This is a genomic window from Paraburkholderia terricola, assembly GCF_003330825.1.
GTDB lineage: Bacteria > Pseudomonadota > Gammaproteobacteria > Burkholderiales > Burkholderiaceae > Paraburkholderia > Paraburkholderia terricola.
Genome location: NZ_CP024941.1, coordinates 1,480,628 through 1,504,195 on the forward strand (window position 1 = coordinate 1,480,628; position 23,568 = coordinate 1,504,195).

The window sequence follows — 23,568 nt, forward strand, 5'->3', positions numbered from 1 at the left end:
TCAGTTTGAACCTTCCCACGACGGTAAAGTCAAGCAGCCGCGCGCGTCGCATTCAGACCGCAATCTCACGCCGAAAATACAGCGTGAAGGTCGTGCGATCAGCGGAACTCGCGACGTCGACCTTGCCGCGATGCAATTCCATGATCGACTTGACGATGGCAAGACCCAAGCCCGCATTGCGCGCCGAACCGTGCCGCGCGGCATCGACCCGATAGAAGCGCTCGAAAATCCTGTCGGCATGTTCCTGAGGAATCGCCGGCCCATGATTGGCGACTTCGATCGCGACGTATTTCGGCGAATCGTACAAGCTGAGTTCAACCGCGGTCCCGGCAAACGCATGGTCGAGCGCGTTCGATATCAGGTTGCTCACCGCGCGGCGCAAGAGCGTCGCGTCCGCGAACAGCCGAGCGTTCCCTTGCACGACGAAATGCACACCCGCTTCCTCGGCGAGTCCCTGGAAATACGACGCGAGCCGGCGTAATTCGCTTTCGGCGTCGAGTTCCACCATCTTGATGTGCTGCTGCGCGTTGTCCGTGCGCGCGAGAAACAGCATGCTCTCGATCATCCGTTGAAGCCGCTCGCATTCCTCGATATTCGAGTCGATGAGCGCTTCGTATTCGTCGGTCGTTCGGGGGCGCGACAACGTGATTTGCGACGAACTGATCACGTTGGCGAGCGGTGTGCGCATGTCGTGCGCGAGGTCGGACGAAAACTGCGAGAGACGCACGAACGCGCGTTCGAGACGGTCGAGCATGCGATTGACGGAGAACGCGATGTCCTGAAGCTCGATCGGTCCTCCCTGAATATCCAGCCGCTCGCTCAGATTGTGAGCCTCGATGCGCGAGGTTTGCCTCCCGATGCTTTTGACCGGTGAAAAGCCACGCCGAGCGACCGCATAACCCAACGCACCGACCAGCGCCGCACCGACCGCGACCGCCAGCCAGATGTCGATCCGATAGCTTTCCAGGAGCGATTGCCGTTCGGCGGCCGCGCGAACCAGCAGCACGTGAACCGATTCGCCGGACGGCAGCGTTTCGTCGGCGAATACGCAGCGCGACGGACCGATGCCGGCCGGTCCGCAGGTGTACGGTTCGTTCGCACGATGCGCGGCGGGCGCAAGCCAGAGGTTCGCCGACGGCTCGTCGGAATGCTGAAGGAGGAGCGTGCCTTGCCGGTCGAAAATGGCGAGATAGACGCCCGGATGGGACAGCAACACCTCGTGGAACACGGACGGGTTATCCCGCAAGGCCCGAGTTGAACCGGCGTCTCGCGCCAACTGTAGAAACTGGCTGAGCTTGCCGGTGATTTCGATGTCATCGCGTCGTTGCAACTCGGTCGACAGCGCGTTGTACAGAAACGCACCCGTCAGCGCGAACACCACGATCGCGGCGGCGGAGAAAGCGAGCGTCAACCGTTTCAGCAACGAATAGGAACGGGGCGAACGACGGCCGGCCACCGTCGTCACGAGCGGTCCTCGAGCACATAGCCCATGCCCCGCACGGTGTGCAGCAATTTCTTGTCGAACGAGTTGTCGATCTTGGCGCGCACGCGTTTCACGGCTACGTCCACCACGTTGGTGTCGCTGTCGAAGTTCATGTCCCAGATCTGCGACGTGATGAACGTGCGCGTGAGCACCTCGCCCTGGCGTTCGGCCAGCAACTGAAGCAGCGCGAACTCCTGGGCGGTGAGGTCGATGCGGGTGCCTCCCCGATGGACCCGGCGCTTGATCAGATCCACTTCCAGGTCGGCAATGAGCAGCACGTCGCGCGCGCCACGCGGTGCGCGTCGCAACAGCGAGCGGATGCGAGCGAGAAACTCCGCATAGGCGAAGGGCTTCGAGAGGTAGTCGTCGGCGCCGAGTTCGAGGCCTTCGACCTTGTCTTCCACCGTGTCTCGCGCCGTCAGGAGCAGAACGGGCGTTTGCTTCTGTTCCCGCAGCCGCTTGAGCACCTGGAAACCATTCAGCTCAGGCAGCATCACGTCGAGCACGATCAGATCGAAGTCTTCGTGCAAGGCGAGAAAGAGGCCGTCCTTGCCATTGTCGGCGAGGTCGACCGTGTAGCTTGCCTCCGTCAGCCCCTTGCGGAGATAAGACGCCATTTTCGGTTCGTCTTCGACTATGAGTATCCGCATGGCAGGTGGTGGTGTAGTAGGTATGTGCCGGTCGCCGGTCGCCGGTTCCCGACACGACGAGTCTAGTGCACGCAGCGTAGTGGGCGAAAGGTGGATCGAACATGGCGGCAAAATGACATTGTGTTCATCTTCGATCGAGTCTGAAAATTTGGTCATGTTGCAGCCATGCCTTCGTCACGCCGACGCAATTAAGCTTCGAGGCGTATCTGCGTTGAGCCGTTGCCGCTTTTCCCGCGCGACGGCCGTATCCGCACCGATTCCAGCCTTACGGCCCTCCCAAACTGCGTGCTAGACTCCATTTCCATGTCGTATTGGCGCAAACTCTTCGTCATCGTGCTGCTCATTCTGAGCCTTCCGGTTCAGGCGTTCGCGGCCGTCTCCCTGAAATGCGAGTCATCGCATATCAGGAGCGAAGTTGCGCCCATGCAGCATGCCGAGATGGACGCCCCCGCTCACGATCATCATATGCATGAGCTGACGATGGCCGACGGCGGCGATCACGACGATCATGGCCACCAACACCGCGGCGCGCATCATGCCCACAGTTGCGGGACCTGCGCGTCCTGCTGTCTGGGCGTCGGCTTGCTTGCGCTTCCCGCCGTGGCGGCGCCCGCCGGCATCGCTCACTTCGCGGTTCCTCTTCCTCCGTCGGTTCACGTCGCGTCGTTTCTGACGAGCGGCATCGAACGACCTCCCCGCATCTCCCTCGTCTAGTCCTTCGTCGCGGCCTCGGCTGCGATGCGCAATTTCGTCCTGAAGGCCGTGCTTCGGCCATCCAGGTGACTGACGACGAGAAAAAATCATGCGAATGTTTATCGCGGCGCTGCTCGGCGCGGCGGCATTGTTGCCGGCGCTCGTGCAAGCCGACACCCCACATCCTGACCCGTCCGACGCCTTCGCGTCGGTGCCCGCGCTCAGCACGCCGTCCGTCTTTGCGGACTATCGGGCCTACCGGGACGAACCTGCGCCCAGCTGGCAGGAACTCAATCGCGCGGTGATGAATTCATCGGCGATGAAAGGGATGAACCACGGCGCCAAGCCGGCCGCCGGCGCCGGGGCCAGATCCAACGAACGCGGCAACGACGGCGAACACAAAGAACACAAACCACCCAGCGAACACGAACACAGCACCCACGAGGGACCGGCCAAATGAGCTCGCCACTTTTTTCGGGCGGCCGCATCGCGGCGCTCGCCGTTGCGCTGACCCTGCTTGCCGGCTGCACGACATTTTCGAAAGACGGCGGCTTCAATACCGTATCGACGACCGCCTCCGAACGTCTTGCGAAAGACGCGGTGCTGGTGAAAACCGACGAGGACCGGGACGCCGTCGCGAAGCGAACCCAGGAACTGCTGGCCAAGCCCTTGAGCATGGACGACGCGGTCCAGATCGCGTTGCTGAACAACCGCGGCTTGCAAGCCTCCTACGCGGAGCTCGGCATTTCGGAGGCCGATCTCGTGCAGGCCGGACGCCTGCCGAATCCCGGTTTCAGCTTCAGCCGCACGCACGGCGGCAACGAGCTGAGCATCAGCCGCACGTTCACGCTCGGCGTGCTGGGTGTCCTGACGCTGCCGCTCGCGACGAAGATCGAGAGCCGCCGCTTCGAACAGACGAAGCTGCTCGCCGCGGACGCGATGCTCAAGGTGGCCGCCGACGCGCGACGAGCCTATATCGGCGCGGTGGCCGCCGAGCAGGCCGCCGCCTATGCCGCGCAAGTGAAGGATTCGGCGGAGGCCGGCGCCGAACTGGCTTTGCGGATGCAACAGGCGGGCAACTTCAGCAGGCTCGACTACGCTCGCGAGCAGGCCTTCTATGCGGACGCCGTCGCGCAACTGGCGAAAACGCGGCAGCAGTCAGTGTCCGCGCGCGAAAAGCTCACGCGCACGATGGGTCTGTGGGGTCCCGGCACGCAGTACGCGCTGCCCGAGCGCCTGCCCGATCTGCCGAAGGCGCGCCCCGAGTTGAACGACCTGGAAAGCTTTGCAATGCAAAACCGGCTGGACATCCAGGCGGCGAAGCTGCAAACGCAGAGCGTCGCGTCCTCGCTGGGCTTGAGCAAGGCGACGCGCTTCATCAATGCGCTGGACGTCGGGTATCAGAACAACTTCACGACTTCCGACGGCCGCGAGCAAGGCTACGAGATCAGCGTCGAGATTCCTCTTTTCGACTGGGGCAGTTCCAAGGTGGCGCGGGCCGAGGCGATCTACATGCAGTCGGCCAATCGCGTCGCCGAGACCGCGATCAACGCACGCTCGGAGGTCCGCGAATCGTATTCGGCCTACGTGACCGATTACGACGTGGCCAAGCACTATCGCGACGAGGTCGTGCCGATCCGCAAAACCATTTCCGATGAACTGATGCTTCGCTACAACGGCATGCTCGCGAGCGTGTTCGAACTGCTCGCCGATTCGCGTGACCAGGTCGGCGCGGTGAACAGCTATATCGATGCGCTGAAGGACTACTGGCTCGCGGAAACCGACTTGCAGCAGGCGGTCGGCGGCCGTTTGCCGCCGCTCGCGGTGGCTTCGGCGCAATCAGAACAAGCCGCGCCAGCGGCGCCGGCGGCGCAACCCGCGTCGTCCACACATTCCGAAGGTAAATGACATGCTGTCACGTCGAAATTTTCTTGGCGGCTCGGGGGCCGCGCTGTTGGGCGCGGCGCTCGTCAGCAAGGCCGGCGCGGCCTCGTTGCCCGAAGCGCCCATCATGAGCAAAGCCACCACGCAGCCGCCGCTCGCGCCGCCGAATGGCCGTCCGTACACGCCGGTGGCCACGCTGAACGGCTGGTCGTTGCCGTGGCGCATGAAGAACGGCTGGAAGGAGTTCCATCTGATCGCGGAGCCGGTGGTGCGCGAAATGGCGCCGGGCATGAAGGCAAACCTCTGGGGCTACAACGGCCAGGCGCCGGGCCCCACCATCGAGGCGGTGGAAGGCGACAAGGTCCGCATCTTCGTGACCAACAAGCTGCCGGAGCACACCACGGTTCACTGGCACGGGATGCTGCTGCCCTCGGGCATGGATGGCGTCGGCGGCCTCACGCAGCCGCACATTCCGCCGGGCAAGACGTTCGTCTACGAGTTCCAGCTGGAGAAGCACGGCACCTTCATGTACCACCCGCATGCCGACGAGATGGTGCAGATGGCGATGGGGATGATGGGCACCTTCATCGTCCATCCGAAAGACCCCGGCGTCATGCAGGTGGACCGCGACTTCGTGTTCATCATGTCCGCGTACGACATCGATCCGGGCAGCTTCACGCCGCGCGTGAACGAGATGACCGACTTCAACATGTGGACCTGGAATTCGCGGGTCTTTCCGGGCATCGACCCGTTGCCGGTGCGTGCGGGAGACCGCGTGCGCATCCGCTTCGGCAATCTGACGATGACCAATCACCCGATCCACCTGCACGGCTATCACTTCGAGGTCGCCGGCACGGACGGCGGCTGGATTCCGCCTGCCGCGCGCTGGCCGGAGGTCACGGCCGACGTCGCGGTCGGCCAGATGCGCGCCATCGAATTCACGGCCAACCGTCCCGGCGACTGGGCGTTTCACTGCCACAAGTCGCATCACACGATGAATGCGATGGGCCATCAGGTGCCGAACCTGATCGGCGTGCCGCAAAAGGATCTCGCCAAACGCATCAACAAGCTCGTGCCGGACTACATGGCAATGGGCAGCACGGGCGGCGCGATGGGCGAGATGGAAATGCCGCTGCCCGACAACACGCTGCCGATGATGACCGGCACCGGCCCATTCGGTCCGCTGGAAATGGGCGGCATGTTCACGGTCGTGAAGGTTCGCGAGGGACTGGGCCGCAAGGATTATCGCGACCCCGGCTGGTATCGGCACCCGAAGGGAACGGTTGCTTACGAATACACCGGCGAGCTGCCGGACAGCTGATTTTTTGTGTCGCCGGACCGGGCGGTCCGGCTCAACTTTTCATTTCAACGCAGGAGAAAGAGTGATGAAGAACGTATTGGCATCGATTGCGCTTGGCTGCGCACTGGTCGTTTCCGCGTCGGCCTATGCGGCCGGCGACATGGGCAACATGGACATGGGCGGCAGCGCCGCGAAGCAGGGCGGCGACGCGAAAGCGGGGATGTCGCACGGAGAGGTCAAGAAGGTCGACACGTCGGCCGGCAAGCTGACCATCAAACATGGCCCGCTGGACAATCTGGGCATGGACGCGATGACGATGGTGTTCAAGGTCAAGGACCCCGCCATGATTTCGCAGGTCAAGCCCGGCGACAAGATCGACTTCGTGGCCGAGGAAGTCGACGGCGCGCTGACGGTGGCGAAGCTGCAAAAGAAGTAAGGATTCGCAGGGTGCCCCGTCACAGGGGCTACGCCTTTTTCGATCATCAGGATGCACAAGAACATGAACATATTCACTCGCAAACAACTACTCGGACTGGCCACGGCGACCGCCGTCGCGTTCGTGCCGATGGCGGCGTTCGCGCACGGCAAGCTGGAGAGCGCCGTGCCCGCGTCCGGCAGCACCGTCGATGCGGCGCCCGACGCGCTGCGGCTCACCTTCAACGAAGACCTGGAGGCCACCTTCAGCACGGTGAAGGTGTCGGACGCGAAGGGCGCGACCGTGAGCAAGGAGAAGGCCAAGGTCGACGCGGCGAATCCGCGGATGCTGACCGTTGCGCTGCCGAAGCTCGCGTCCGGCACTTACTCCGTGCAGTGGGCGGTCATGACGCAAGACGCCCACAAGACCAAGGGCACGTACGCGTTTCAGGTGAAGTGATGAACGACGGTCTCCTCGGCGTCCTGCGGCTCGCGTTCGTTGCGTTGCAAAACCTCGGCTTTGCGGTTGTCGTCGGCGTGATGCTCAGCGACCGGTGGCTCGCGCGCAGCACGTCCACGTGGCAGGTGGGCCTGAGCCGGCGGCTCGTCGGCGCATTGCGTATCGCGTCCGTCGGCACACTGCTGTCCAGTACGTTTGCCTTCTGGATTCATTGCGCGTTGATGAGCGAGTCCACGCTTGTCGAAGCCTGGCCCGCGGTGCGCTCGATGCTCGTCGAGACCGGCTTCGGTCACGCATGGTTCGCCGGGGCCGTGCTCATGTCATGCGTGGTGGCTCTTTCGTTTATGCAGACCGGCAAGTCGATCCGCTTCGTGCCGGCAATCTGGCTGGCGCTGGCGGGCGTCGCGCTGGCCCGCAGCAACGGCGGACATCCGGTGGATGCCGGCGCCTTCAGTCTGCCGGTATGGGCGGACTGGATCCACCTGCTTGCGATCAGTGCGTGGGTCGGGCTCGTGCTGGTGACCACGTATATCGTCGCGCCACGTTTCTTTAACGCGCCGGGCAGCGAGCGCGTGAATAGCGCCGCGTATATCCAGTCCCTGTCGGATGCCGCGACGCTTGCGCTGGTTGTTCTGTTTATCACGGGCGCCTATAACGGCTGGCGCGGCGTCCGGTCGCCGGAGGGGCTGCTCGAGTCCGGCTATGGGCAGATGCTCATGCTGAAACTCGCGCTGGTGTTCGTGGCGGCCGCCCTCGGCGGGCACAATCGTTTCTTCGAGATGCCGACACTGCTCGCGTCGCTGAAGAATGTCTCGTCCGCATTGCCGGTGAAGCCTCTGAAACGCTTCGCCGCGGTGCTGCATGTCGAGTCGGTGGTGTTGGCCGGTGTGCTGGTCGTGGCCGCGGTGCTGGTTTCGAGTCCGCTGCCCGGCGCGTCGTAGTTCGTTTCAACGCGTTTTTTGTTTCACGTCCACGCAGATGGTCATCGCCGCCGGGTCGATGAAGGCCGCATGTATTCCTTGATCGGCCCGAGGTACGGCCATCTTTTACGGGACCCGAGGGCATGATCTCGGGTCCTTTTTTTTGCGCCGCGCACGACGGGCTCGGTGCTATTGGCCGATCTAGATCGACTGACATTGGCGCGGCGAACGCCTTGTTGTTCGGATGACCAAATAGTCATTTCGCCGTCACCGGTCGTTCAGACGCCGCACTCCAGAATGGAACCTGTTCGGAATCAACTCTTACCGGTTCCGCGTCGTTCAGGAGAAAAGTTACCATGTCATCCAAATCCATCTCTATCGTTGCCGCGCTGATTGCCGCAACGCTCGCCACGTCCGCGTTCGCTGATGCCGACCACGACTACCCCAAAGCCTCGGTTTCGACCGCGTTGCCGCCGGCGAGCAGCGCGAGCCCGTCGTCATCGAATGTGACGACCGCGATCACTCCGGTTGCCCAGGCGCCGCGAGGAAAGACCCGGGATGAAGTCTTGCAGGAACTGATTCAAGCGCGGCGCTCGGGGTTGATCCCGTCCGGTGGCGCCGACTATCCGCCGAGCGAAGCAACGATTGCGCGCAATCTGGCGCGACTGGAAGCGGCGCCTCAGAAGTGGGCCACTCAGCCGTAAGGCCATTCGTGCGATACAGTCGCCGCGCAACGGGATGATCCCGGCGGCGCGGCACTGACAATTCGTTGAGCCAGGTCAAATTGCGCAGGCGGGGGCGATCGCAGCATGGAGGGTGCAAGCATCGGCCAACGCACGGCATATCCAAACCGCATGCCCCACTGTTTGGTCTATCATCGAAATGCCGACAGAACACTGGAGAGACAGAATGCGCAAGGTATGGCGGGTCCTGGCTGCGCTGCTTGCGCTAAGCCTCGCGGGTTGCGGCTACAACACGCTGCAAGTTCAGGATGAACAGATCAAGGCGAGCTGGTCGGAAGTCGTCAATCAGTATCAACGGCGTGCGGACCTGGTGCCGAATCTGGTGAACACGGTCAAGGGCTACGCGGCCCAGGAACGGGACGTGCTCATCCAGGTGACTGAAGCACGGGCTCGCGTCGGCTCGGTTCAAGCCACCGCCGAGGTGCTCAACAATCCCGAGGAATTCGCGAAATTCCAGGCCGCCCAGGGGCAACTCACTTCATCGCTCTCGCGGCTGCTGGTTGTCTCGGAGAACTATCCCCAACTGAAATCGGACGCGAATTTCCGCGATCTGCAAGCGCAACTGGAGGGCACGGAGAACCGCATCACCGTCGCCCGCAACCGGTACATCCAGGCGGTCCAGGCCTATAACGTCACCATTCGGTCGTTCCCCTCCAATCTCACGGCGAAGGCGTTCGGCTATCAGGAGAAGCCGAACTTTTCGGTCGCCAACGAGCAGGAAATCGCCAGGCCGCCGCGGGTCGACTTCAGCGCCGCGCCGGGTAAGGCTCAGCCGGCGTCGGGAGCCGCCAATTGAATGCGCTCAAAGCCCTCATGGCGTTGCTGATCGGCGTCGCGCTGTGGGGCGCCTCGGGGGCGATGGCCGAGGTCGCGGTGCCGCCCTTGACGGCACGCGTCACCGACCAGACCGGCACGCTCACCCGCGAGCAGGCAGGCGCGCTCGAACAGACATTGCAGGCCTTCGAAAGTAGAAAGGGCACGCAGATCGCGGTGCTGATCGTGCCCACCACCGAACCGGAGACCATCGAGCAATATTCGATGCGCGTGGTCGAGCAATGGAAGCTCGGGCGCAAGAAGGTGGACGACGGCGCGTTGCTGATCGTCGCGAAGAATGACCGCGCGCTGCGCATCGAGGTGGGTTATGGACTCGAAGGCGCGCTCAACGACGCGGTCAGCAATCGGATCATCAATGAAATCATCGTGCCGCGATTCCGCCAGGGCGACTTCTACGGCGGCATCAACGCGGGAGTCGATCAGATGATCCGGGTGGCCGACGGCGAGTCGTTGCCGCCCCCGCAATCCCGCAACGCGGGTGAGCCGCCCAACATCTGGCGCTATGCGCCGGTTATCTTCATGGTGGCGATCGTGTTCGGCGGCGTGCTGCGCGCCATGTTCGGACGCTTGCCCGGCGCCGCGGTCGCGGGCGTCGGCGTGGCGGTGATCGCCTGGCTGTTGGCGGCCGGCCTTCTCGCGACGATCGCGGCCGGCGTGATCGCCTTCGTGTTGACGCTCACCAGCGGCGGGATCGGAAGCTACGTCGGCGCATACGGTCTCGGGCGTCGTGGCGGCGGGTCGGGGCGCGGCGGACGCGGCGGCGGATTCGGCGGCGGCGGCGGCGGTTTTGGCGGCGGTGGCGCGTCGGGCAGGTGGTGAGATGAACATCCAGCGAACCCTCAAGCATCTCTTGACCACCCATGCGAAGGTCAACGCGGCGTTTTCTCGTGACACGCTGGCCGCGATCGAAGAGGCGATCAAGGCATGCGATGCGCAACACGCCGGCGAGGTCTGCTTCGCCATCGAAGGCGCGCTGCCGAGCCTCGCGCTCTTCAACGGGCAATCGGCGCGGGACCGTGCCGTGGAAGTGTTCTCGCAATTGCGCGTCTGGGATACCGAGCACAACAACGGCGTGTTGATTTACGTGCTGCTTGCCGACCGCGACGTCGAGATCGTCGCCGATCGCGGCGTGCATGCGAAGGTCGGTGAAGTGCAATGGCAGGCGGTTTGCCACACGATGGAAGAGGCTTTCCGCCAGGGAGCCTACCGCGACGGAGCGATCGGCGGGATTCAGGCGATCGCGCAGCTTCTGAAGCAGCACTTTCCCGCGCAGCGCGACTTCATAAACGAATTGCCGGACACGCCCGCGATATTGTGATCGCGCTGTCGCTGTCGCTGTCGCTGTCGCTGTCCCTCGCGCGGTAACGATCGGCCGCCGGCGCGGGCAGCCCGAATCAGAAAATCAGAACCGGTCGGCGCGCACCAGCGCAGCGAGCCTCGCTCGTTCCTGCGCCACGTCGGCCGTCTGCTGTTGCGGCCAGTCGAGCACCACGCCGTCGTCGAGCGATTCGCGCACCAGCGACGAATAATCCCATTTGTGCAGCTTCCCGGATTTCATTGCATCGGCGACGTCATGCCTGAGTGGCACAGGGAAGCTCGCGTAGGCCGCCGAGAGCGCCGCGTATTGACGCGCGTCGATTTCGGCGGATGAATGAAACAAGGCCCAGCTCACGACGGCGATGATCGCCATCAACGGCACTACGGTGTAACGCAGGATGAATTTGATAGGTGTCATGCGGTGATGTGTTGCGAAGCTACGGGGAAGCGACGATGTCCGACGTGCGCCTCGATCACGGCGGAACAGGCGCGCGTTGGGCACGAAGCGCAGTGAGGATGCCCCTCAGAATGTCGATGGGCGGCGGCGGACAGCCGGGGATCGTCACGTCGACGGGAAGAAGCTTCGAGAGCGGCCCGCACACCGCGTAGCTGTCCTTGAACATGCCGCCCGTGCACGCGCATTCGCCGACGGCAACGACCAGTTTCGGATGAGGCGTCGCCTCGTAGGCCTGCCATACCGCTTCCTTCATGTTGAGCGTGAGCGGACCGGTGACGAGCAGCATGTCCGCATGACGCGGGCTTGCGACGAAGCGAATGCCCAGGCCCTCGACGTTGTAATAGGGATTGTTGAGCGCGTGGATTTCGAGCTCGCAGCCGTTGCAGGAACCCGCATCGATCTCGCGGATGCACAGCGCCCGGCCGAGCACGTCGAGGATGTCCTGCTGAAGCCGCCGGCTTTCCGTGCGCCACGCGTCGTCGCCTTCGGGCACGCGCAGCGTTGGCGTGTCGGTTCTCGCCATCTGTTTGATGAGTTGCCACATTACAGGTCGTGCCCCGCGTAGTTCAGATTGAACGACTTGTTGATCAACGGGAAATCGGGAACGATGTTGCCGATGATCGCATGCTCCAGCGCGGGCCAGTTCTGCCACGACGGGTCATGGCAATGGCAGCGCGCGATGGTGCCGTCGCCGGCGGTTTCGAGTGCGACGAACACGTCGCCGCGCCAGCCTTCTATCCAGCCCACGCCACGCGCCGGCGCGGCCTCGGGTTCACATGTCGCTGCAATCTCTCCGCCCGGCAGATCGGCGAGCAGCGCATGGATGAGCCGGATCGACTCATGGATCTCGCCGAAGCGGACCATGACGCGGGCGGCCACGTCACCCGGTTCGTCGCTGATCACGCGCACCTGAACTTCATGATAGGGCGCATAGGGATGATCGGCCCGCACGTCGATCTTCCGTCCGCTGGCACGCGCGGCGAGTCCGCAGACGCTGAAGTGCTCCGCCACTTTCGCGGCAAGGATTCCCGCGCCCGCGAAGCGATCCTGCAGTCCCGATTGATCGTCGTAGATGCGCTGCATCACGCGGACCTGCGCGTCGATCTGATCGCACTGCGTTTGCAGCGCCGCGACGGCGCGTGCATCGATTTGCGCCGCGATGCCGCCGGGGACGATCTGGTCCATCAGATAGCGGTGCCCGAAGACGCGGTGGTTCAGCCGCAGCCAGTCTTCCTTCAAACGGGAGAACTGCGCGAGGCCGTATGCGAATCCGGCGTCGTTGCCGAGCGCGCCGAGATCGCCCAGATGATTGGCGATGCGCTCGCGTTCGAGCAGCAGCGCACGCAGCCATTGCGCGCGCGGCGGAATCAGCACGCCGAGCGCCCGTTCCACCGCCATGCAATACGCCCATGAGAACGCGACAGTCGAGTCGCCGGCGATCCGGCCCGCGAGACGATGCCCGAGCAACAGAGGCGTTTGCTGGAATAAACGTTCGATGCCTCGGTGCGCGTAACTCAGGCGCTCCTCCAGTCGCAGCACTTTCTCGCCGACCACGGAAAAACGGAAGTGCCCCGGCTCGATCACGCCCGCGTGGATCGGACCCACGGCGATCTCATGCACGCCGTCGCCCGCGACCGCCACGAACGGATAGTCCGCTTCGCGCGACTCGAACCGTTCGGTCCCGGAATGCAGCTTCCGCAGCGGATGATAATCGGCGGGCCAGTTGCCATGATTGAGCCACGGCCTCGCGTCCCCGGCGTTTATCGCACGCAGTCCCAGCAGATCGTGCACGGCGCGTTGCATGCGCACCGCGCACGGAAAGATCGGCGAAAGGTCCGGGTAGCCGCCCTCGATGCCGGGCGTCGATGGAAGCGGCAGTTGAACCCACAGGAGGCCGTCTTCCACTGCATAGGCCGCGGAGATCGCGAACGAGCCCGCCGCCTCCTCGGCGCCCCACAACGAAATCAGACGGCCGCCCGTTGCGCGCGCCGTCGTGGCGGTGCGGGTCCACGTGTCGGCGTCGACGCGCGCGAGAAACGCCGACGACTTGCCCGCGAACCCGGCCAGTCGGACGAGATTGGCAAGACCGAATGCCTCGATGCGCATGTGTTCACCCCGCGATCATGGCCGCCGCCTGCCGATACCACGTCGCAAGATAAGGCGGAATGTAGAGTCCCAGCATCAAGCTCATGCCGAGATGGACGAACACCGGCAGCAGCGCCGGCGGATGTTCAAGCACCTTGGCCGTGGTGTCGCCGAACACCATGCCCTGCACGCGCACGAAGATGGCCGCGAACGCCACGGCCAGTCCGAGCAGCAGGAAGGGCGTGGCCCACGGCAGCGTGCGCATCGCCGTGGTGAGAATCAGGAACTCGCTCGCGAACACGCCGAACGGCGGCATGCCGAGAATCGCGAGCGTGCCGAGCATCATGCCCCAGCCGACAGTCGGGCTCACGCGCAACAAGCCGCGGATGTCGTCGATCGCCTGGGTGCCGGCCTTTTGCGCCGCGTGTCCGACGGTAAAGAAGATCGCGGACTTCACGAGCGAATGCACCGTCATGTGCAGCAGGCCCGCGAACGTTGCGATAGGACCGCCGAGCCCGAATGCGAACGCCATCAAGCCCATGTGCTCGATCGACGAATACGAAAAGAGCCGCTTGACGTCTTTCTGCCGGAACAGCGAAAAAGCGGCGATCAGCACCGAGACCAACCCGAAGCCGACCAGCAGATGTCCCGGCAGGCCGTTCTGCAATGCGCCATCGGCCAGCACCTTGCAGCGCAGCACCGCATACAGCGCGACGTTGAGCAGCAGCCCCGACAGCACGGCCGAAATCGGCGTGGGTCCTTCGGCGTGCGCGTCGGGCAGCCAGTTGTGCATGGGCACGAGGCCGACCTTGGTGCCGTAGCCGATCAGCAGGAACACGAACGCGAGCGAAATGATGGTCGGGTCGAGACTGCTCTTGACCGCGTTCAGACTGGTCCAGAGCAGCGCGTCGCCGCCGCCCAGTTGCCGGCTCGCGGCGAGGTAGAGCAGGATCGTGCCGAACAGCGCCTGCGCGATGCCGACGCCGCACAGAATGAAGTACTTCCACGCGGCCTCGAGGCTTGCCGCGGTGCGATAGACGCTCACCAGCAGGACCGTCGCGAGCGTGGCCGCTTCCATCGCGACCCACAGAATGCCCATGTTGTTGGTGAGCAGCGCGAGCAGCATCGCGAAGATGAACAGCTGATACATGCTGTGATAAAGACGCATGCGCGGGGCCGTCATCTTGCCGCGGTCGCGCTCGATGCGCATGTACGGCCGTGAAAAGATCGACGTGGTCCAGCCGACGAAGGCCGTCAGCGCGACGAGGAACACGTTGAGCGGATCGACGAAGAACAGCTTGCCCAGCGCGAACGCCGGCCCGTGCGCCACGGTTTTCGCGGCGAGCAGCGCGGCCGCCGCGAACGTGAGGAAACTGAAGCCGACGTTGAGTTCCGCCGCGACATGATGCTGGCCCACGAGCGCAAGACAGACGCCCGCCAGAAGCGGGATGGCGAAAACCAGCAGCAGGACCCAGGCTTCAGTCATCTTTTAGTTTTTCGAGGTGGTGAATGTCCAGGCTGTCGAACTGCTCGCGAATCTGGAACATGAACACGCCGAGGATCAGGATGCCCACCAGCACGTCGAGTCCGATGCCGAGTTCGACGATCATCGGCATGCCGTTGGTCGCCGCGGCGGCGGCAAAGAACAGGCCGTTCTCCATCGATAGAAAGCCGATCACCTGAGGAATCGCCTTCGCCCGCGTGATCATCATCATGAACGACAGCAGCACGCAGGCGAGCGCGATGCCGAGCGTGCCGCGCGCCACCGACGAGGCGAGCTGGCTGACCGGCGAGGCGACGTTGAACGCGACGATCACGAGCACGATGCCGATCAGCAGCGTGGCGGGAATGTTGAGGAGCGACTCCACGTCCGTCCTGACGTTCAGGCGCTGCACGAGCCGATAGAGTATCCAGGGGATCAGGCCGACCTTGAGCACGAGCGTGAGCGCCGCGGAGATGTAGAGGTGCACGTCGGCGGTCACGTATCCGAGGATCATGTTCGCCGACACGAGCGTCACGCCCTGCAGCGTGTAGAGGTGAATCAGCGACAGGATGCGGCGTTGGCTGAGCATCGCGAACGACAGCAGCAACAGGATCGCGGCCAGGAAATTGATGATCTGCGTGGCGAATCCGTGCATCACGCCCCCAGCAGAAAGTGAACCAGCATGCCGATGACGGCCAGCAGGAACGCCGTGGCGAGAAACTCCGGCACGCGGAAAATGCGCATCTTGGCGTTGGTCGTCTCCACGATCGCGAGTGCCGCGCCGCCTATCGACAGCTTGAAGAAGAGCGTCGGTATCGCGAGCAGCAGCGCCAGCGGACTGCCGGCTTCCGCGATGCCCCAGGGAACGAACAACGCGAGGCCGATGCACGAGTACGCGAACAGCTTGAGGCTCGCGGCCCACTCCATCAGCGCGAGATGCCGGCCGGAATATTCGAGGATCAGCGCCTCGTGGATCATCGTGAGTTCGAGGTGGGTGGTCGGATTGTCGACCGGCAGGCGCGCGTTCTCCGCGAGCGACACCATCGTGAACGCGATGCCCGCGAACGCGAGGCTCGGATAGATCGCCAGTTCGCGATGGCTGAGCGTGGCGACGATGCGGGTCAGCAAGGTCGACTGCGTGATCAGCGACGCCGAGAACAGCACCATCAGCAGGGCCGGCTCGGCCAGAAAGCCGACCAGCATCTCGCGGCGCGCGCCGAGCGTGCCGAACGCGGTGCCGATGTCCATCGCCGCGAGCGAGATCGCGACGCGCGCCAGCGCGAACAGGCCCACCAGGGCGATCGCATCTGCGGCGGGCGAGAGCGGCAGATCGGTGGAAAGCGTCGGCACGATCGCGCAGGCGAGCGTCATGCAGGCCCAGACGACATACGGCGCGCCGCGGAAAATCGGGCTCGCATGTTCGGCGACGACCGACTCCTTGTTGAACAGCTTGTGAAGCATCCGGTAAGGCTGCCAGATGCTCGGCGCACGGCGGTTCTGCAAGCGCGCGCGGCAGATGTTGATCCACCCGGTCAACAGCGGCGCTGCGGCGAGCGCGAGCAGGATTTCGAGGCCCTGGGAGAGCAATCCGGAGAGCGTGATCATCGTCTCACCAGCATCAGCAGGACGATCAGCACGAGAAAGCTGTGCATCAGATAGACGGCGATGCGGCCCGTCTGAAGCAAGCCGGCCAGCGCCGCGATGCGCTTGATCAGCCGTTCGAGCGGCTCGTAAATCAGCGCCCACGCTCGATCGGTCACGCTCACGCTGTATATCGGCTGGCTGTCGAATGGCGAAGGCAGCCGCCGTTCGATCCTGAAGAGCGGCGCGAAGATTTCGCGGATCGGCTGCCCGAAGCCTTCCGCCGTGTCCTGCATGCGCGCGGTCCCGAACGGATAGCCGCAGGCCCAGGGCGCGGCCCGCCGCAGGCGCCCATGGTAGAGACGCCGCACCAGCAGCCACGCGAGCGCGCAACAGGCAAGGAAGAACAGCAGGAACACCGCCGGCATGTAGCTGGCCCGGTCCACGCTAGTGGGCGCGAGCAGCAGCCAGCCATTGCGTGCGACGGCCGGCCCGATGCCGGCGTCCACCAGCATCCGCGTGACGCGGTCCAGAACGGCCACGAATTGCACCGGCAGCAGTCCGAGCAGCACGCATATCGCGGCCAGCCATGCAAAGCCGACCCGCTCCCACGGCGTGGCGTCGCGGGCCTCGCTCAGCTTCGCCTCGCGCGGCTGGCCGAGAAAGACGATGCCGAAGAACTTGACCATGGTGTAGCCCGCGAGCGCGGCCACGAGCGCGATCAGCGCGGCGACGAGCGGCACCACCATGTTCAGGAACGGGTCCGGCAAACCCGGCGTGAACAGGAAGCTTTGCAGCAACAGCCATTCGGAGACGAAGCCGCTCAACGGCGGCAGCCCCGCGCTGGAAAGCGCGCCGACGAGGGCGGCCCATGCGGTCCAGGGCATGAAACGGATCAGGCCGCCGAGGCGCCCGAGATTGCGCTCGCCCGTGGCATGAAGCACGGAACCGGTGCCGAGAAACAGCAGACTCTTGAAGGCGGCGTGGCTCGCGATCTGATAGAGCAGGGCTGTCAACGATAAGGCGGCGAGCGCCGTCATTCCGTACGCGCGAAACAGGATCGCGAGCCCCATGCTGACGAACATCAGGCCGATGTTGTCGATCGACGAGTACGCCAGCAGGCGCTTCATGTCCGTCTGAATCGCGCTGAACACGACGCCGAAGAACGCGGAGAAGAGCCCGAGTATCAGCATGAGCACGCCCCACCAGGCAATCTGCACGTGCAGCAGATCGAACACCGTGCGCAGCACGCCGTACAGCCCCGCCTTGAGGACGAACCCGCTGAGCAGCGCCGAGACCGGCGAGGGCGCGGCCGGATGCGCCTCGGGCAGCCAGACGTGCAGCGGGACAATGCCCGCCTTCGTGCCGAAGCCGAACAGCGCCAGCACAAACGCGACCGACGCCCAGAACACGTCCAGATGCTGCGCGCGCATGTTGGCGAACGTGTAGTCGCCGGTATCGGCTTGCAACAGGCCGAAGCACAGCAGCAGCGCGAGCGCGCCGACGTGCGAGATCAGGAAGTAGAGCCAGGCCGCCCGGCGGATGTCGGCGAAGCGGTGATTGGTCATGACGAGGAAGGTGGCCGATACCGTCATGGTTTCCCATGCCACCATGAAGCAATAGGCGTCGTCGGCGAGCAGGAGGAGCGCCATGCTCGCGAGGCACACGTGATATTCGAAGCACAGCAGGCCCGGCGGCGTGCCCTCGCCCTTGCGGAAGTAGCCGGCGGAGAAGGCGCTCACGCCCGTGCTCACCACGCCGAGCACGCACAGGAAATAGGCGGACAGGCCGTCGAGCCGAAGATGGAAGGGCAGGTCCGGCAGCCCGAGCGGCAGGACGATCTGCCGGGGACCGGCAAAGACGCCCGCGAGGCCGAGCCCGCATAGCAGCAGCCCGAACACCGCGCCGGCTGGAAACAGCCCGTGCGCCACCACGCGGGTGCGGCGCAGGCTTGCCAGCCCCGCGACCCCGATGACGAGCCAGCCCGCGATCACGAGCAGCACGTAGTGGATGACCAGCGGGGTGAACTGCGCGTGTTCCATCGACGTTGTCTCCAATACCGTCAAAGGTTCTGTTCAGCGGGCAGCGTGTCTGATGAAGAGTATCCCGAAACCGCCTCCAGCCGGTGACGATCTTCCATTTCGTTGACATGGCGGCATGGCGAGCGGCTCGTGATGCGGCGCGCTGTTCACCGTCAGTGGCGCTGTTTCGCTGGAGGACATCGGGTTAGCAGTTGATGATAATTGCGTTATCATCCTAGCAGTTTTATCGTTCCAGTTCCACGCGCGATGACCCGTCGGTGCGCGCATAAAGTGCGCCGCGAGTGCGCCGCGTCGGTTCCGCGCATTGGCAATGCGACCTTGCCGCGCGCGTGGAATGTCAGAAGCTCCAGCTTGCCGCGCCGGTCCGTCTCACGCCCAATGCGCGGTTCGGACGGGCGAATCTTCGAATCGATACCCAATGCCAGCACACTATTTCCGCGCTCTGACGGGAAAGGACCGCAGCGCCGAGGCCAACAGGCAGCTCGGCTTCTCGCTCGCGTTCGTGGCTGGCGCGACCAATGCCGGTGGTTTTCTCGCGGTGAAGCAGTACACGTCGCATATGAGCGGCGTGATATCCGCGATCGCCGACCAGGCCGCGCTGGGCGACCTGTCGCTGGCGCTGGCGGGTGTCGGATCGCTGCTCTCGTTCCTGCTGGGCGCCGCCTCGTCGTCCGTGCTCGTCAATTGGGGGCGGCGCAGGCGGCTGAACAGCCAGTACGCGTCGCCCTTGCTGATCGAAGCCGTTCTGCTGTTGTGCTTCGGGCTGCTCGGCAGCCATCTGGCCGTATGGGAAACCCTGTTCGTGCCCGCGGCCGTCGTGCTGCTGTGCTTCATCATGGGGCTGCAGAACGCGATGATCACCAAGCTCTCCGGCGCGGAAATCCGCACCACTCACATGACGGGCATCGTGACGGATATCGGCATCGAGCTCGGCAAGCTGTTCTACTGGAATTCGTCGAAGGCAGGGCCGGCGGAGCCGGTCGTGCTCGCCAATCGCGCCAGGCTGAAGGTGCATCTGACCATGCTTGCGATGTTTTTTGCCGGCGGCGTGACCGGGGCGATGGGCTTCAAGCACATTGGATACGCATCCACCGTGCCGCTCGCGGGCATGCTGATCGTGCTCGCCATCGTTCCTTTCATCGACGACCTGCGCGAGCGCGTTTATCGCCTCGACCGGTAGGCGGGGCGCCGGGGGAAGCGGCGCTTTTCGTGCGCAAACGCCCTCGGAACCGCCAGCCGGCACCGGCGGACAAGCCATCGTTTCATGATAATTCCGTTATCATTGACTTATCCTGGTATGGTAACAATAATGCGACTTCGGGCGAGAGCCTTGTCGGTCCCGTTTCGGGTTTAGGTGAGACGAGGCAAATGCCTGCGTACGGCATGGGGGTGAACGTGATTAATGCAGGTGTTCCGCTGCTGTCGCACGACTACACGCATCTCTATCTGCGGGACGTCATGGGGCAGCGCGGGCTGATCGTCGTCGGCGTGGGCAAGGCCGGCGAACGTGGATTCCAGATGCTGTACCGCTTCTCCGATATCTGCGACCGCCTCGAGCAATGCGGGATCAATGTGATCTTCGTTTATCAGAAGGAGTCGGCCCGTCACGTGCAGGACGCGACTTCACTGTTCGGCGCCCGCTACCGGCAAAGACCGTGTCTGTTTCTGGACGACGACGGCAAGTTTTTTGTCGGCCCGCCGCGTCCAAAATCGCTTCGCGCGATCTATCTGGATCGGGAAATGAAGCGGCTCGGCGCGGCCGAGTTCGCGCTGCGGGACGAAACGTGGGACGCGCTACTGCAGGCGTTCTTCGCGCAGGCGGCGGCAGGGTCGATGCATTGAGCGAGGGCTTGCGGCAAGCGCGCGCCCTGGCGGCACGACACGACGCGGGTTGGAATCACATACGAGGGGGGCGGAGTGGTCGAAGCATCGGTTCAGGTAGACGGGCGCTGGGGTTTGAACGCGCACCAGTCGGCGCGGCTTGCCGTCAATGCCGCACGATTCGCCTGCGATATCGTCTGCATGGCGAACGGCCGGTCCGTCAATGCCAAGGACGTCATGTCGGTCATGTCGCTGCGGGTCAAACGGGGCGCGCATGTGCGCATTCTGGCGACGGGGCCCGATGAGATCGTCGCGCTCGAGACGCTGTCGGCCATCGTGCAGTCGCAGCAATCCTGCTGAGCGGCCGATGCAAAAGAGCGCACGCATCCCCGCCGAATGCCGCCGCGGCGAATTCCGTCCACAGTCATGAACAGAAAGAGAAAGGCCAGCAAGCCGCTGGTCATACAGAACGATCGGATCGTTTCACTGTACTTCGATGCGCGCGGCGTGCAGAGCACGATGTTTCGGCATGACCCCTATGCGCTCGCGCTCGGCTACACGCGCACCATGATGGGTTTTCTCCTGTTGCGGCCGGCCCCGCGCCGCATTTCGATGATCGGTCTGGGTGGCGGATCGCTGGCGAAATATTGCTACCGTCATTTGCCGGAGACGGCCATCACTGCCGTCGAAATCAATCCGGAGGTGATCGCGCTGCGCGACCGGTTTCATCTGCCGCCCGATGACGAACGGTTTCGCGTGGTATGTGCGGATGGCGCGCAGTTCGTCACCGGAACGGATCACCGGCCGGACGTTCTGCTGGTCGACGCTTTCAACGCCGACGGTTTGCCCGCCGAACTGGGCAGTACGACGTTCTACGAGGCCTGCCGTCGCCGTTTGAGCGATGACGGCATGATGGTGGCGAATCTCGTGACGGACGAGCCGGACTTCCAGCGCTATCTGCGCGCTCTGAGGGAAGTCTTCGCGAACGCGCTGGCTCTCGCGCCGTCGGAGGGTAGCCAACATAACGTCACCGTGTTTGCATGGAAAGGAGCCGGGCAGGTTCCATCTCTTGCCGCGATGCTCGAACGGGCGCGCGTACTCGAGCCGCGACATGCGGTCAATCTGCATGCCACGGCCACGCGCATCGAATACGGCAAGAGGTTTGACTGGAATCGATACGGGCAGCCGCGTTGAGCGTGTTCGTCCGCGAGGCTTCAACGATCGGCTCCGCTTCAATGCCCGCGTTATCGAACGGGCGCATTCTCAAGGAAAGAAGATGACAGCAGAAAGCGATAATCAAAGCAGCACCCTGACTCATGCCGCCAGTTGGGCGCTCGAGCGGCTTGCGCGGCAGCGATATGGCCGCGACGCGCCGGCGCTGAACTGGTCGGTTGCACAGGAATTGCGTAACGCGGGATATGTGTCGGTGCCGGCGAACGGGCGGGGCGCCGTGTCGATTACCGAGGCCGGCCAGAACTACCTGCGTGCCAGGGCCGTGCGCTAGCAGCGCGCAGTTTGTTTTCTCGAAGTGCTTCACGGCCGCATGATGACGGCGTATGAGCGAGTGGCCTGAGAAGCCGGCGGCGCGTGTGGCGTTGATGAGGCTTCGATGGTGGTGACTCGCATCGCGCCGTGTATTATAATCAAATTAACATATCTGAACTGGACGCCGCTCTCATCATGGAAACGAAAAGCGCTCGACTCACGATTCTGATCGACCCGGTGAAGAAGGAAGCGTTCGAGAAATTGTGTGCCGCGCAGGACCTCACGCCCTCGCAAGTGGTGCGGCAATTGATTCGCGAATACCTCGAACAGCATGGCGTGACCTACAAGACGAAGAGTGTCATCGGCGCTCGCCCACGGCGAAAGAGCGAATGAACCGGAAGGTCTCATTGCGTAATACGCGCCCCGTTCTTCACTGAAATTCTCCTGCTTGTAAGCAGACGTAACCCAGCAGGCGGCACTGCGATCTCGTGCATCAGTTATTACAAACTTGAAATACGCGGACTGCCGCCTTGCGCTATATTTCGCCCAACAACACATTCGTCAAAAGGGTGATCGATGAAGTCCGTTCGTCTTGTTCCGCTTCTGATCGGGGTTTTCGCATTGGGCGCATCGGGTGCTGCAATGGCTGGTGGGGTCAACATCGGCGTCAATATCGGCATTCCCGCTCCGGTTTATGTCGCGCCGGCTCCCGTCTACGCACCGCCGCCACCCCCGCCGCCGCCCGTCGTGTATCAGCCGGCGCCGGTGTATTACGGCGCTCCGGCGGTCGTGATCGGCTGGCATGGCGACCGCTACTGGGACGGCCGCCGCTACTGGGCACGGAACGACTGGTATCGCCATCATCCTCCGGGCCGTTACGATTATGGCCGCAACCACTACGACAATCGGCGCGGCTGGCATTGAGCGTTCAGACCGCGGTCGATGTCGCCGCGGAATCAGAAAACCGCCCGGAGCGAATCTCGCACCGGGCGGTTTTTTTTGCGCGAGCAATACCTTCGGCCATGCGCCCATGCGGCACAAGCAACAGAGTTATTCGGCCACGGCGGCCATTCCGCCCACCACCGCGCTAAAGCCGCTGTCCACGTGAACGATCTCCGCCGTCACGCCCGCCGCGAGATCCGACAGCAGGAAGGCCGCGGTATTGCCGACCTGTTCGATCGTCACGTTGCGCTTGAGCGGCGCGTTCTGCTCGACGAATTCGAGAATCTTGCCGAAGCCCTTGATGCCGCTCGCGGCCAGCGTCTTGATCGGGCCCGCTGAAATGCCGTTCACGCGCACGCCCTTCGCGCCGAGCGACACCGCCAGATAACGCACACTCGCTTCGAGCGACGCCTTGGCGAGACCCATCGTGTTGTAGTTCGGAATCGCGCGTTCGGCGCCGAGGTAGCTCAGTGTGAGCAGCGACGCATCGGGCGTGAACATGGATTGCGCGGCCTTGGCGAGCGCCGGAAAGCTGTATGCGGAGATGTCGTGCGCGATGCGGAAGTTCTCGCGCGTCATGCCGTCGAGAAAGTCGCCCGCGATCGCTTCGCGCGGTGCAAAGCCGATCGAATGGACGAGGCCGTCGAGGCCGTCCCAGCGCTCTTTCAGCGAGGCGAAGAGGGCGTCGATCTGCGCGTCGTCGGCGACGTCGCAGGGGAACACCAGGTCGCTGCCGAATTCGGTGGCGAACTCGGTGATGCGGTCCTTGAAGCGCTCGCCGACATAGGTGAACGCCAGTTCGGCGCCTTCGCGCTTGCAGGCTTGCGCGATGCCGTATGCAATCGAACGGTTCGACAGCAGGCCGGTCAGCAGGATACGTTTGCCAGCGAGGAAGCCCATGAATTCTCCTGATAAGGTCTGCGCTTCGCGCACGCGAACGTGTTGCGTTCGGAACGTGCGGATAGCGCGGGTTT

General features: G+C 63.8%; 28 protein-coding genes. 18 read left to right on the top strand and 10 right to left on the bottom strand.

What is annotated here, in order from left to right:
- Positions 1 to 52: 52 nt before the first annotated feature.
- Both CUJ90_RS06605 and CUJ90_RS06610 read right to left on the bottom strand, forming a co-directional pair.
- Positions 53 to 1,465: a heavy metal sensor histidine kinase gene (locus tag CUJ90_RS06605; protein ID WP_374710936.1), complete on the bottom strand. Its 1,413-nt coding sequence runs from the start codon at positions 1,463 to 1,465 to the stop codon at positions 53 to 55.
- Positions 1,462 to 2,133 carry a heavy metal response regulator transcription factor gene (locus tag CUJ90_RS06610; protein WP_073427619.1) on the bottom strand — a complete coding sequence of 224 codons (672 nt, stop codon included), beginning with the start codon at positions 2,131 to 2,133 and terminating at the stop codon, positions 1,462 to 1,464. The genes CUJ90_RS06605 and CUJ90_RS06610 overlap by 4 nt, the downstream gene beginning before the upstream one ends.
- A gap of 303 nt (positions 2,134 to 2,436) precedes the next feature.
- Here CUJ90_RS06610 and CUJ90_RS06615 point away from each other — a divergent pair, with 303 nt between their 5' ends.
- From CUJ90_RS06615 to CUJ90_RS06665, 11 genes are all read left to right on the top strand, one after another.
- Positions 2,437 to 2,847 carry a hypothetical protein gene (locus tag CUJ90_RS06615; protein ID WP_114162238.1) on the top strand — a complete coding sequence of 137 codons (411 nt, stop codon included), beginning with the start codon at positions 2,437 to 2,439 and terminating at the stop codon, positions 2,845 to 2,847.
- Between the two features lie 88 nt (positions 2,848 to 2,935).
- Positions 2,936 to 3,286 carry a hypothetical protein gene (locus tag CUJ90_RS06620; RefSeq protein WP_114162239.1) on the top strand — a complete coding sequence of 117 codons (351 nt, stop codon included), beginning with the start codon at positions 2,936 to 2,938 and terminating at the stop codon, positions 3,284 to 3,286.
- The gene (locus CUJ90_RS06625; protein ID WP_073427622.1) at positions 3,283 to 4,734 is read left to right on the top strand and encodes a TolC family protein; all 1,452 of its coding nucleotides are present in this window, start codon (positions 3,283 to 3,285) and stop codon (positions 4,732 to 4,734) included. Before CUJ90_RS06620 ends, CUJ90_RS06625 begins: the two co-directional genes overlap by 4 nt.
- 1 nt (position 4,735) lies before the next feature.
- A complete protein-coding gene (locus CUJ90_RS06630; protein ID WP_073427623.1) occupies positions 4,736 to 6,031 on the top strand; it encodes a copper oxidase in 1,296 nt (431 codons plus the stop codon).
- 64 nt (positions 6,032 to 6,095) lie between these two features.
- Positions 6,096 to 6,446: a copper-binding protein gene (locus tag CUJ90_RS06635; RefSeq protein WP_083083391.1), complete on the top strand. Its 351-nt coding sequence runs from the start codon at positions 6,096 to 6,098 to the stop codon at positions 6,444 to 6,446.
- A 63-nt stretch (positions 6,447 to 6,509) separates the two neighbouring features.
- Positions 6,510 to 6,884, top strand: coding sequence for a copper homeostasis periplasmic binding protein CopC (copC, locus tag CUJ90_RS06640; RefSeq protein ID WP_083084234.1), 375 nt, complete (start codon positions 6,510 to 6,512; stop codon positions 6,882 to 6,884).
- A complete protein-coding gene (locus CUJ90_RS06645) occupies positions 6,884 to 7,825 on the top strand; it encodes a copper resistance D family protein (protein ID WP_114162240.1) in 942 nt (313 codons plus the stop codon). Before copC ends, CUJ90_RS06645 begins: the two co-directional genes overlap by 1 nt.
- A 335-nt stretch (positions 7,826 to 8,160) precedes the next feature.
- On the top strand, positions 8,161 to 8,508 hold the full coding sequence (locus CUJ90_RS06650) for a DUF4148 domain-containing protein (protein ID WP_114162241.1): 348 nt from the start codon (positions 8,161 to 8,163) through the stop codon (positions 8,506 to 8,508).
- A gap of 205 nt (positions 8,509 to 8,713) precedes the next feature.
- Positions 8,714 to 9,343: a LemA family protein gene (locus tag CUJ90_RS06655; protein ID WP_073427627.1), complete on the top strand. Its 630-nt coding sequence runs from the start codon at positions 8,714 to 8,716 to the stop codon at positions 9,341 to 9,343.
- Positions 9,340 to 10,200 carry a TPM domain-containing protein gene (locus tag CUJ90_RS06660; RefSeq protein WP_244219984.1) on the top strand — a complete coding sequence of 287 codons (861 nt, stop codon included), beginning with the start codon at positions 9,340 to 9,342 and terminating at the stop codon, positions 10,198 to 10,200. The genes CUJ90_RS06655 and CUJ90_RS06660 overlap by 4 nt, the downstream gene beginning before the upstream one ends.
- 1 nt (position 10,201) lies before the next feature.
- The gene (locus tag CUJ90_RS06665) at positions 10,202 to 10,699 is read left to right on the top strand and encodes a TPM domain-containing protein (protein ID WP_114162244.1); all 498 of its coding nucleotides are present in this window, start codon (positions 10,202 to 10,204) and stop codon (positions 10,697 to 10,699) included.
- Between the two features lie 84 nt (positions 10,700 to 10,783).
- Here CUJ90_RS06665 and CUJ90_RS06670 read toward each other — a convergent pair whose 3' ends face one another.
- The 7 genes from CUJ90_RS06670 to hyfB are packed head-to-tail and all read right to left on the bottom strand — an operon-like array spanning position 10,784 to position 18,346.
- Complete coding sequence (locus CUJ90_RS06670; RefSeq protein ID WP_073427629.1) at positions 10,784 to 11,116, bottom strand: hypothetical protein; 333 nt, start codon at positions 11,114 to 11,116, stop codon at positions 10,784 to 10,786.
- 55 nt (positions 11,117 to 11,171) lie between these two features.
- Positions 11,172 to 11,699, bottom strand: coding sequence for an NADH-quinone oxidoreductase subunit B family protein (locus CUJ90_RS06675; protein WP_114162245.1), 528 nt, complete (start codon positions 11,697 to 11,699; stop codon positions 11,172 to 11,174).
- Positions 11,699 to 13,261, bottom strand: a complete 1,563-nt coding sequence (locus tag CUJ90_RS06680) for a hydrogenase large subunit (RefSeq protein WP_114162246.1) — start codon at positions 13,259 to 13,261, stop codon at positions 11,699 to 11,701. The genes CUJ90_RS06675 and CUJ90_RS06680 overlap by 1 nt, the downstream gene beginning before the upstream one ends.
- Before the next feature lie 4 nt (positions 13,262 to 13,265).
- Positions 13,266 to 14,726, bottom strand: a complete 1,461-nt coding sequence (locus CUJ90_RS06685; protein WP_073427632.1) for a hydrogenase 4 subunit F — start codon at positions 14,724 to 14,726, stop codon at positions 13,266 to 13,268.
- On the bottom strand, positions 14,719 to 15,378 hold the full coding sequence (locus tag CUJ90_RS06690) for a formate hydrogenlyase (RefSeq protein WP_073427633.1): 660 nt from the start codon (positions 15,376 to 15,378) through the stop codon (positions 14,719 to 14,721). Before CUJ90_RS06690 ends, CUJ90_RS06685 begins: the two co-directional genes overlap by 8 nt.
- Positions 15,378 to 16,328, bottom strand: a complete 951-nt coding sequence (locus tag CUJ90_RS06695; protein ID WP_114162247.1) for a respiratory chain complex I subunit 1 family protein — start codon at positions 16,326 to 16,328, stop codon at positions 15,378 to 15,380. The genes CUJ90_RS06690 and CUJ90_RS06695 overlap by 1 nt, the downstream gene beginning before the upstream one ends.
- Positions 16,325 to 18,346: a hydrogenase 4 subunit B gene (gene hyfB, locus CUJ90_RS06700; RefSeq protein ID WP_114162248.1), complete on the bottom strand. Its 2,022-nt coding sequence runs from the start codon at positions 18,344 to 18,346 to the stop codon at positions 16,325 to 16,327. Before hyfB ends, CUJ90_RS06695 begins: the two co-directional genes overlap by 4 nt.
- A gap of 418 nt (positions 18,347 to 18,764) precedes the next feature.
- Here hyfB and CUJ90_RS06705 point away from each other — a divergent pair, with 418 nt between their 5' ends.
- From CUJ90_RS06705 to CUJ90_RS06735, 7 genes are all read left to right on the top strand, one after another.
- Complete coding sequence (locus CUJ90_RS06705; protein WP_083083399.1) at positions 18,765 to 19,526, top strand: YoaK family protein; 762 nt, start codon at positions 18,765 to 18,767, stop codon at positions 19,524 to 19,526.
- A 215-nt stretch (positions 19,527 to 19,741) separates the two neighbouring features.
- A complete protein-coding gene (locus CUJ90_RS06710) occupies positions 19,742 to 20,188 on the top strand; it encodes a hypothetical protein (protein WP_208645250.1) in 447 nt (148 codons plus the stop codon).
- Positions 20,189 to 20,263: 75 nt separating this feature from the next.
- Positions 20,264 to 20,527, top strand: a complete 264-nt coding sequence (locus CUJ90_RS06715; protein ID WP_073427637.1) for an HPr family phosphocarrier protein — start codon at positions 20,264 to 20,266, stop codon at positions 20,525 to 20,527.
- Positions 20,528 to 20,593: 66 nt separating this feature from the next.
- Positions 20,594 to 21,361, top strand: a complete 768-nt coding sequence (locus CUJ90_RS06720; RefSeq protein WP_114162249.1) for a fused MFS/spermidine synthase — start codon at positions 20,594 to 20,596, stop codon at positions 21,359 to 21,361.
- 82 nt (positions 21,362 to 21,443) lie between these two features.
- Positions 21,444 to 21,671, top strand: a complete 228-nt coding sequence (locus CUJ90_RS06725; RefSeq protein ID WP_073427639.1) for a hypothetical protein — start codon at positions 21,444 to 21,446, stop codon at positions 21,669 to 21,671.
- A 176-nt stretch (positions 21,672 to 21,847) separates the two neighbouring features.
- Positions 21,848 to 22,045 carry a ribbon-helix-helix protein, CopG family gene (locus tag CUJ90_RS06730; RefSeq protein ID WP_073427640.1) on the top strand — a complete coding sequence of 66 codons (198 nt, stop codon included), beginning with the start codon at positions 21,848 to 21,850 and terminating at the stop codon, positions 22,043 to 22,045.
- A 183-nt stretch (positions 22,046 to 22,228) separates the two neighbouring features.
- Positions 22,229 to 22,576 carry a hypothetical protein gene (locus tag CUJ90_RS06735; RefSeq protein ID WP_083083401.1) on the top strand — a complete coding sequence of 116 codons (348 nt, stop codon included), beginning with the start codon at positions 22,229 to 22,231 and terminating at the stop codon, positions 22,574 to 22,576.
- Positions 22,577 to 22,702: 126 nt separating this feature from the next.
- On the opposite strand, the gene fabI is transcribed toward CUJ90_RS06735, so the two are convergent.
- A complete protein-coding gene (fabI, locus tag CUJ90_RS06740; protein ID WP_073427642.1) occupies positions 22,703 to 23,494 on the bottom strand; it encodes an enoyl-ACP reductase FabI in 792 nt (263 codons plus the stop codon).
- Between the last annotated feature and the right edge of the window lie 74 nt (positions 23,495 to 23,568).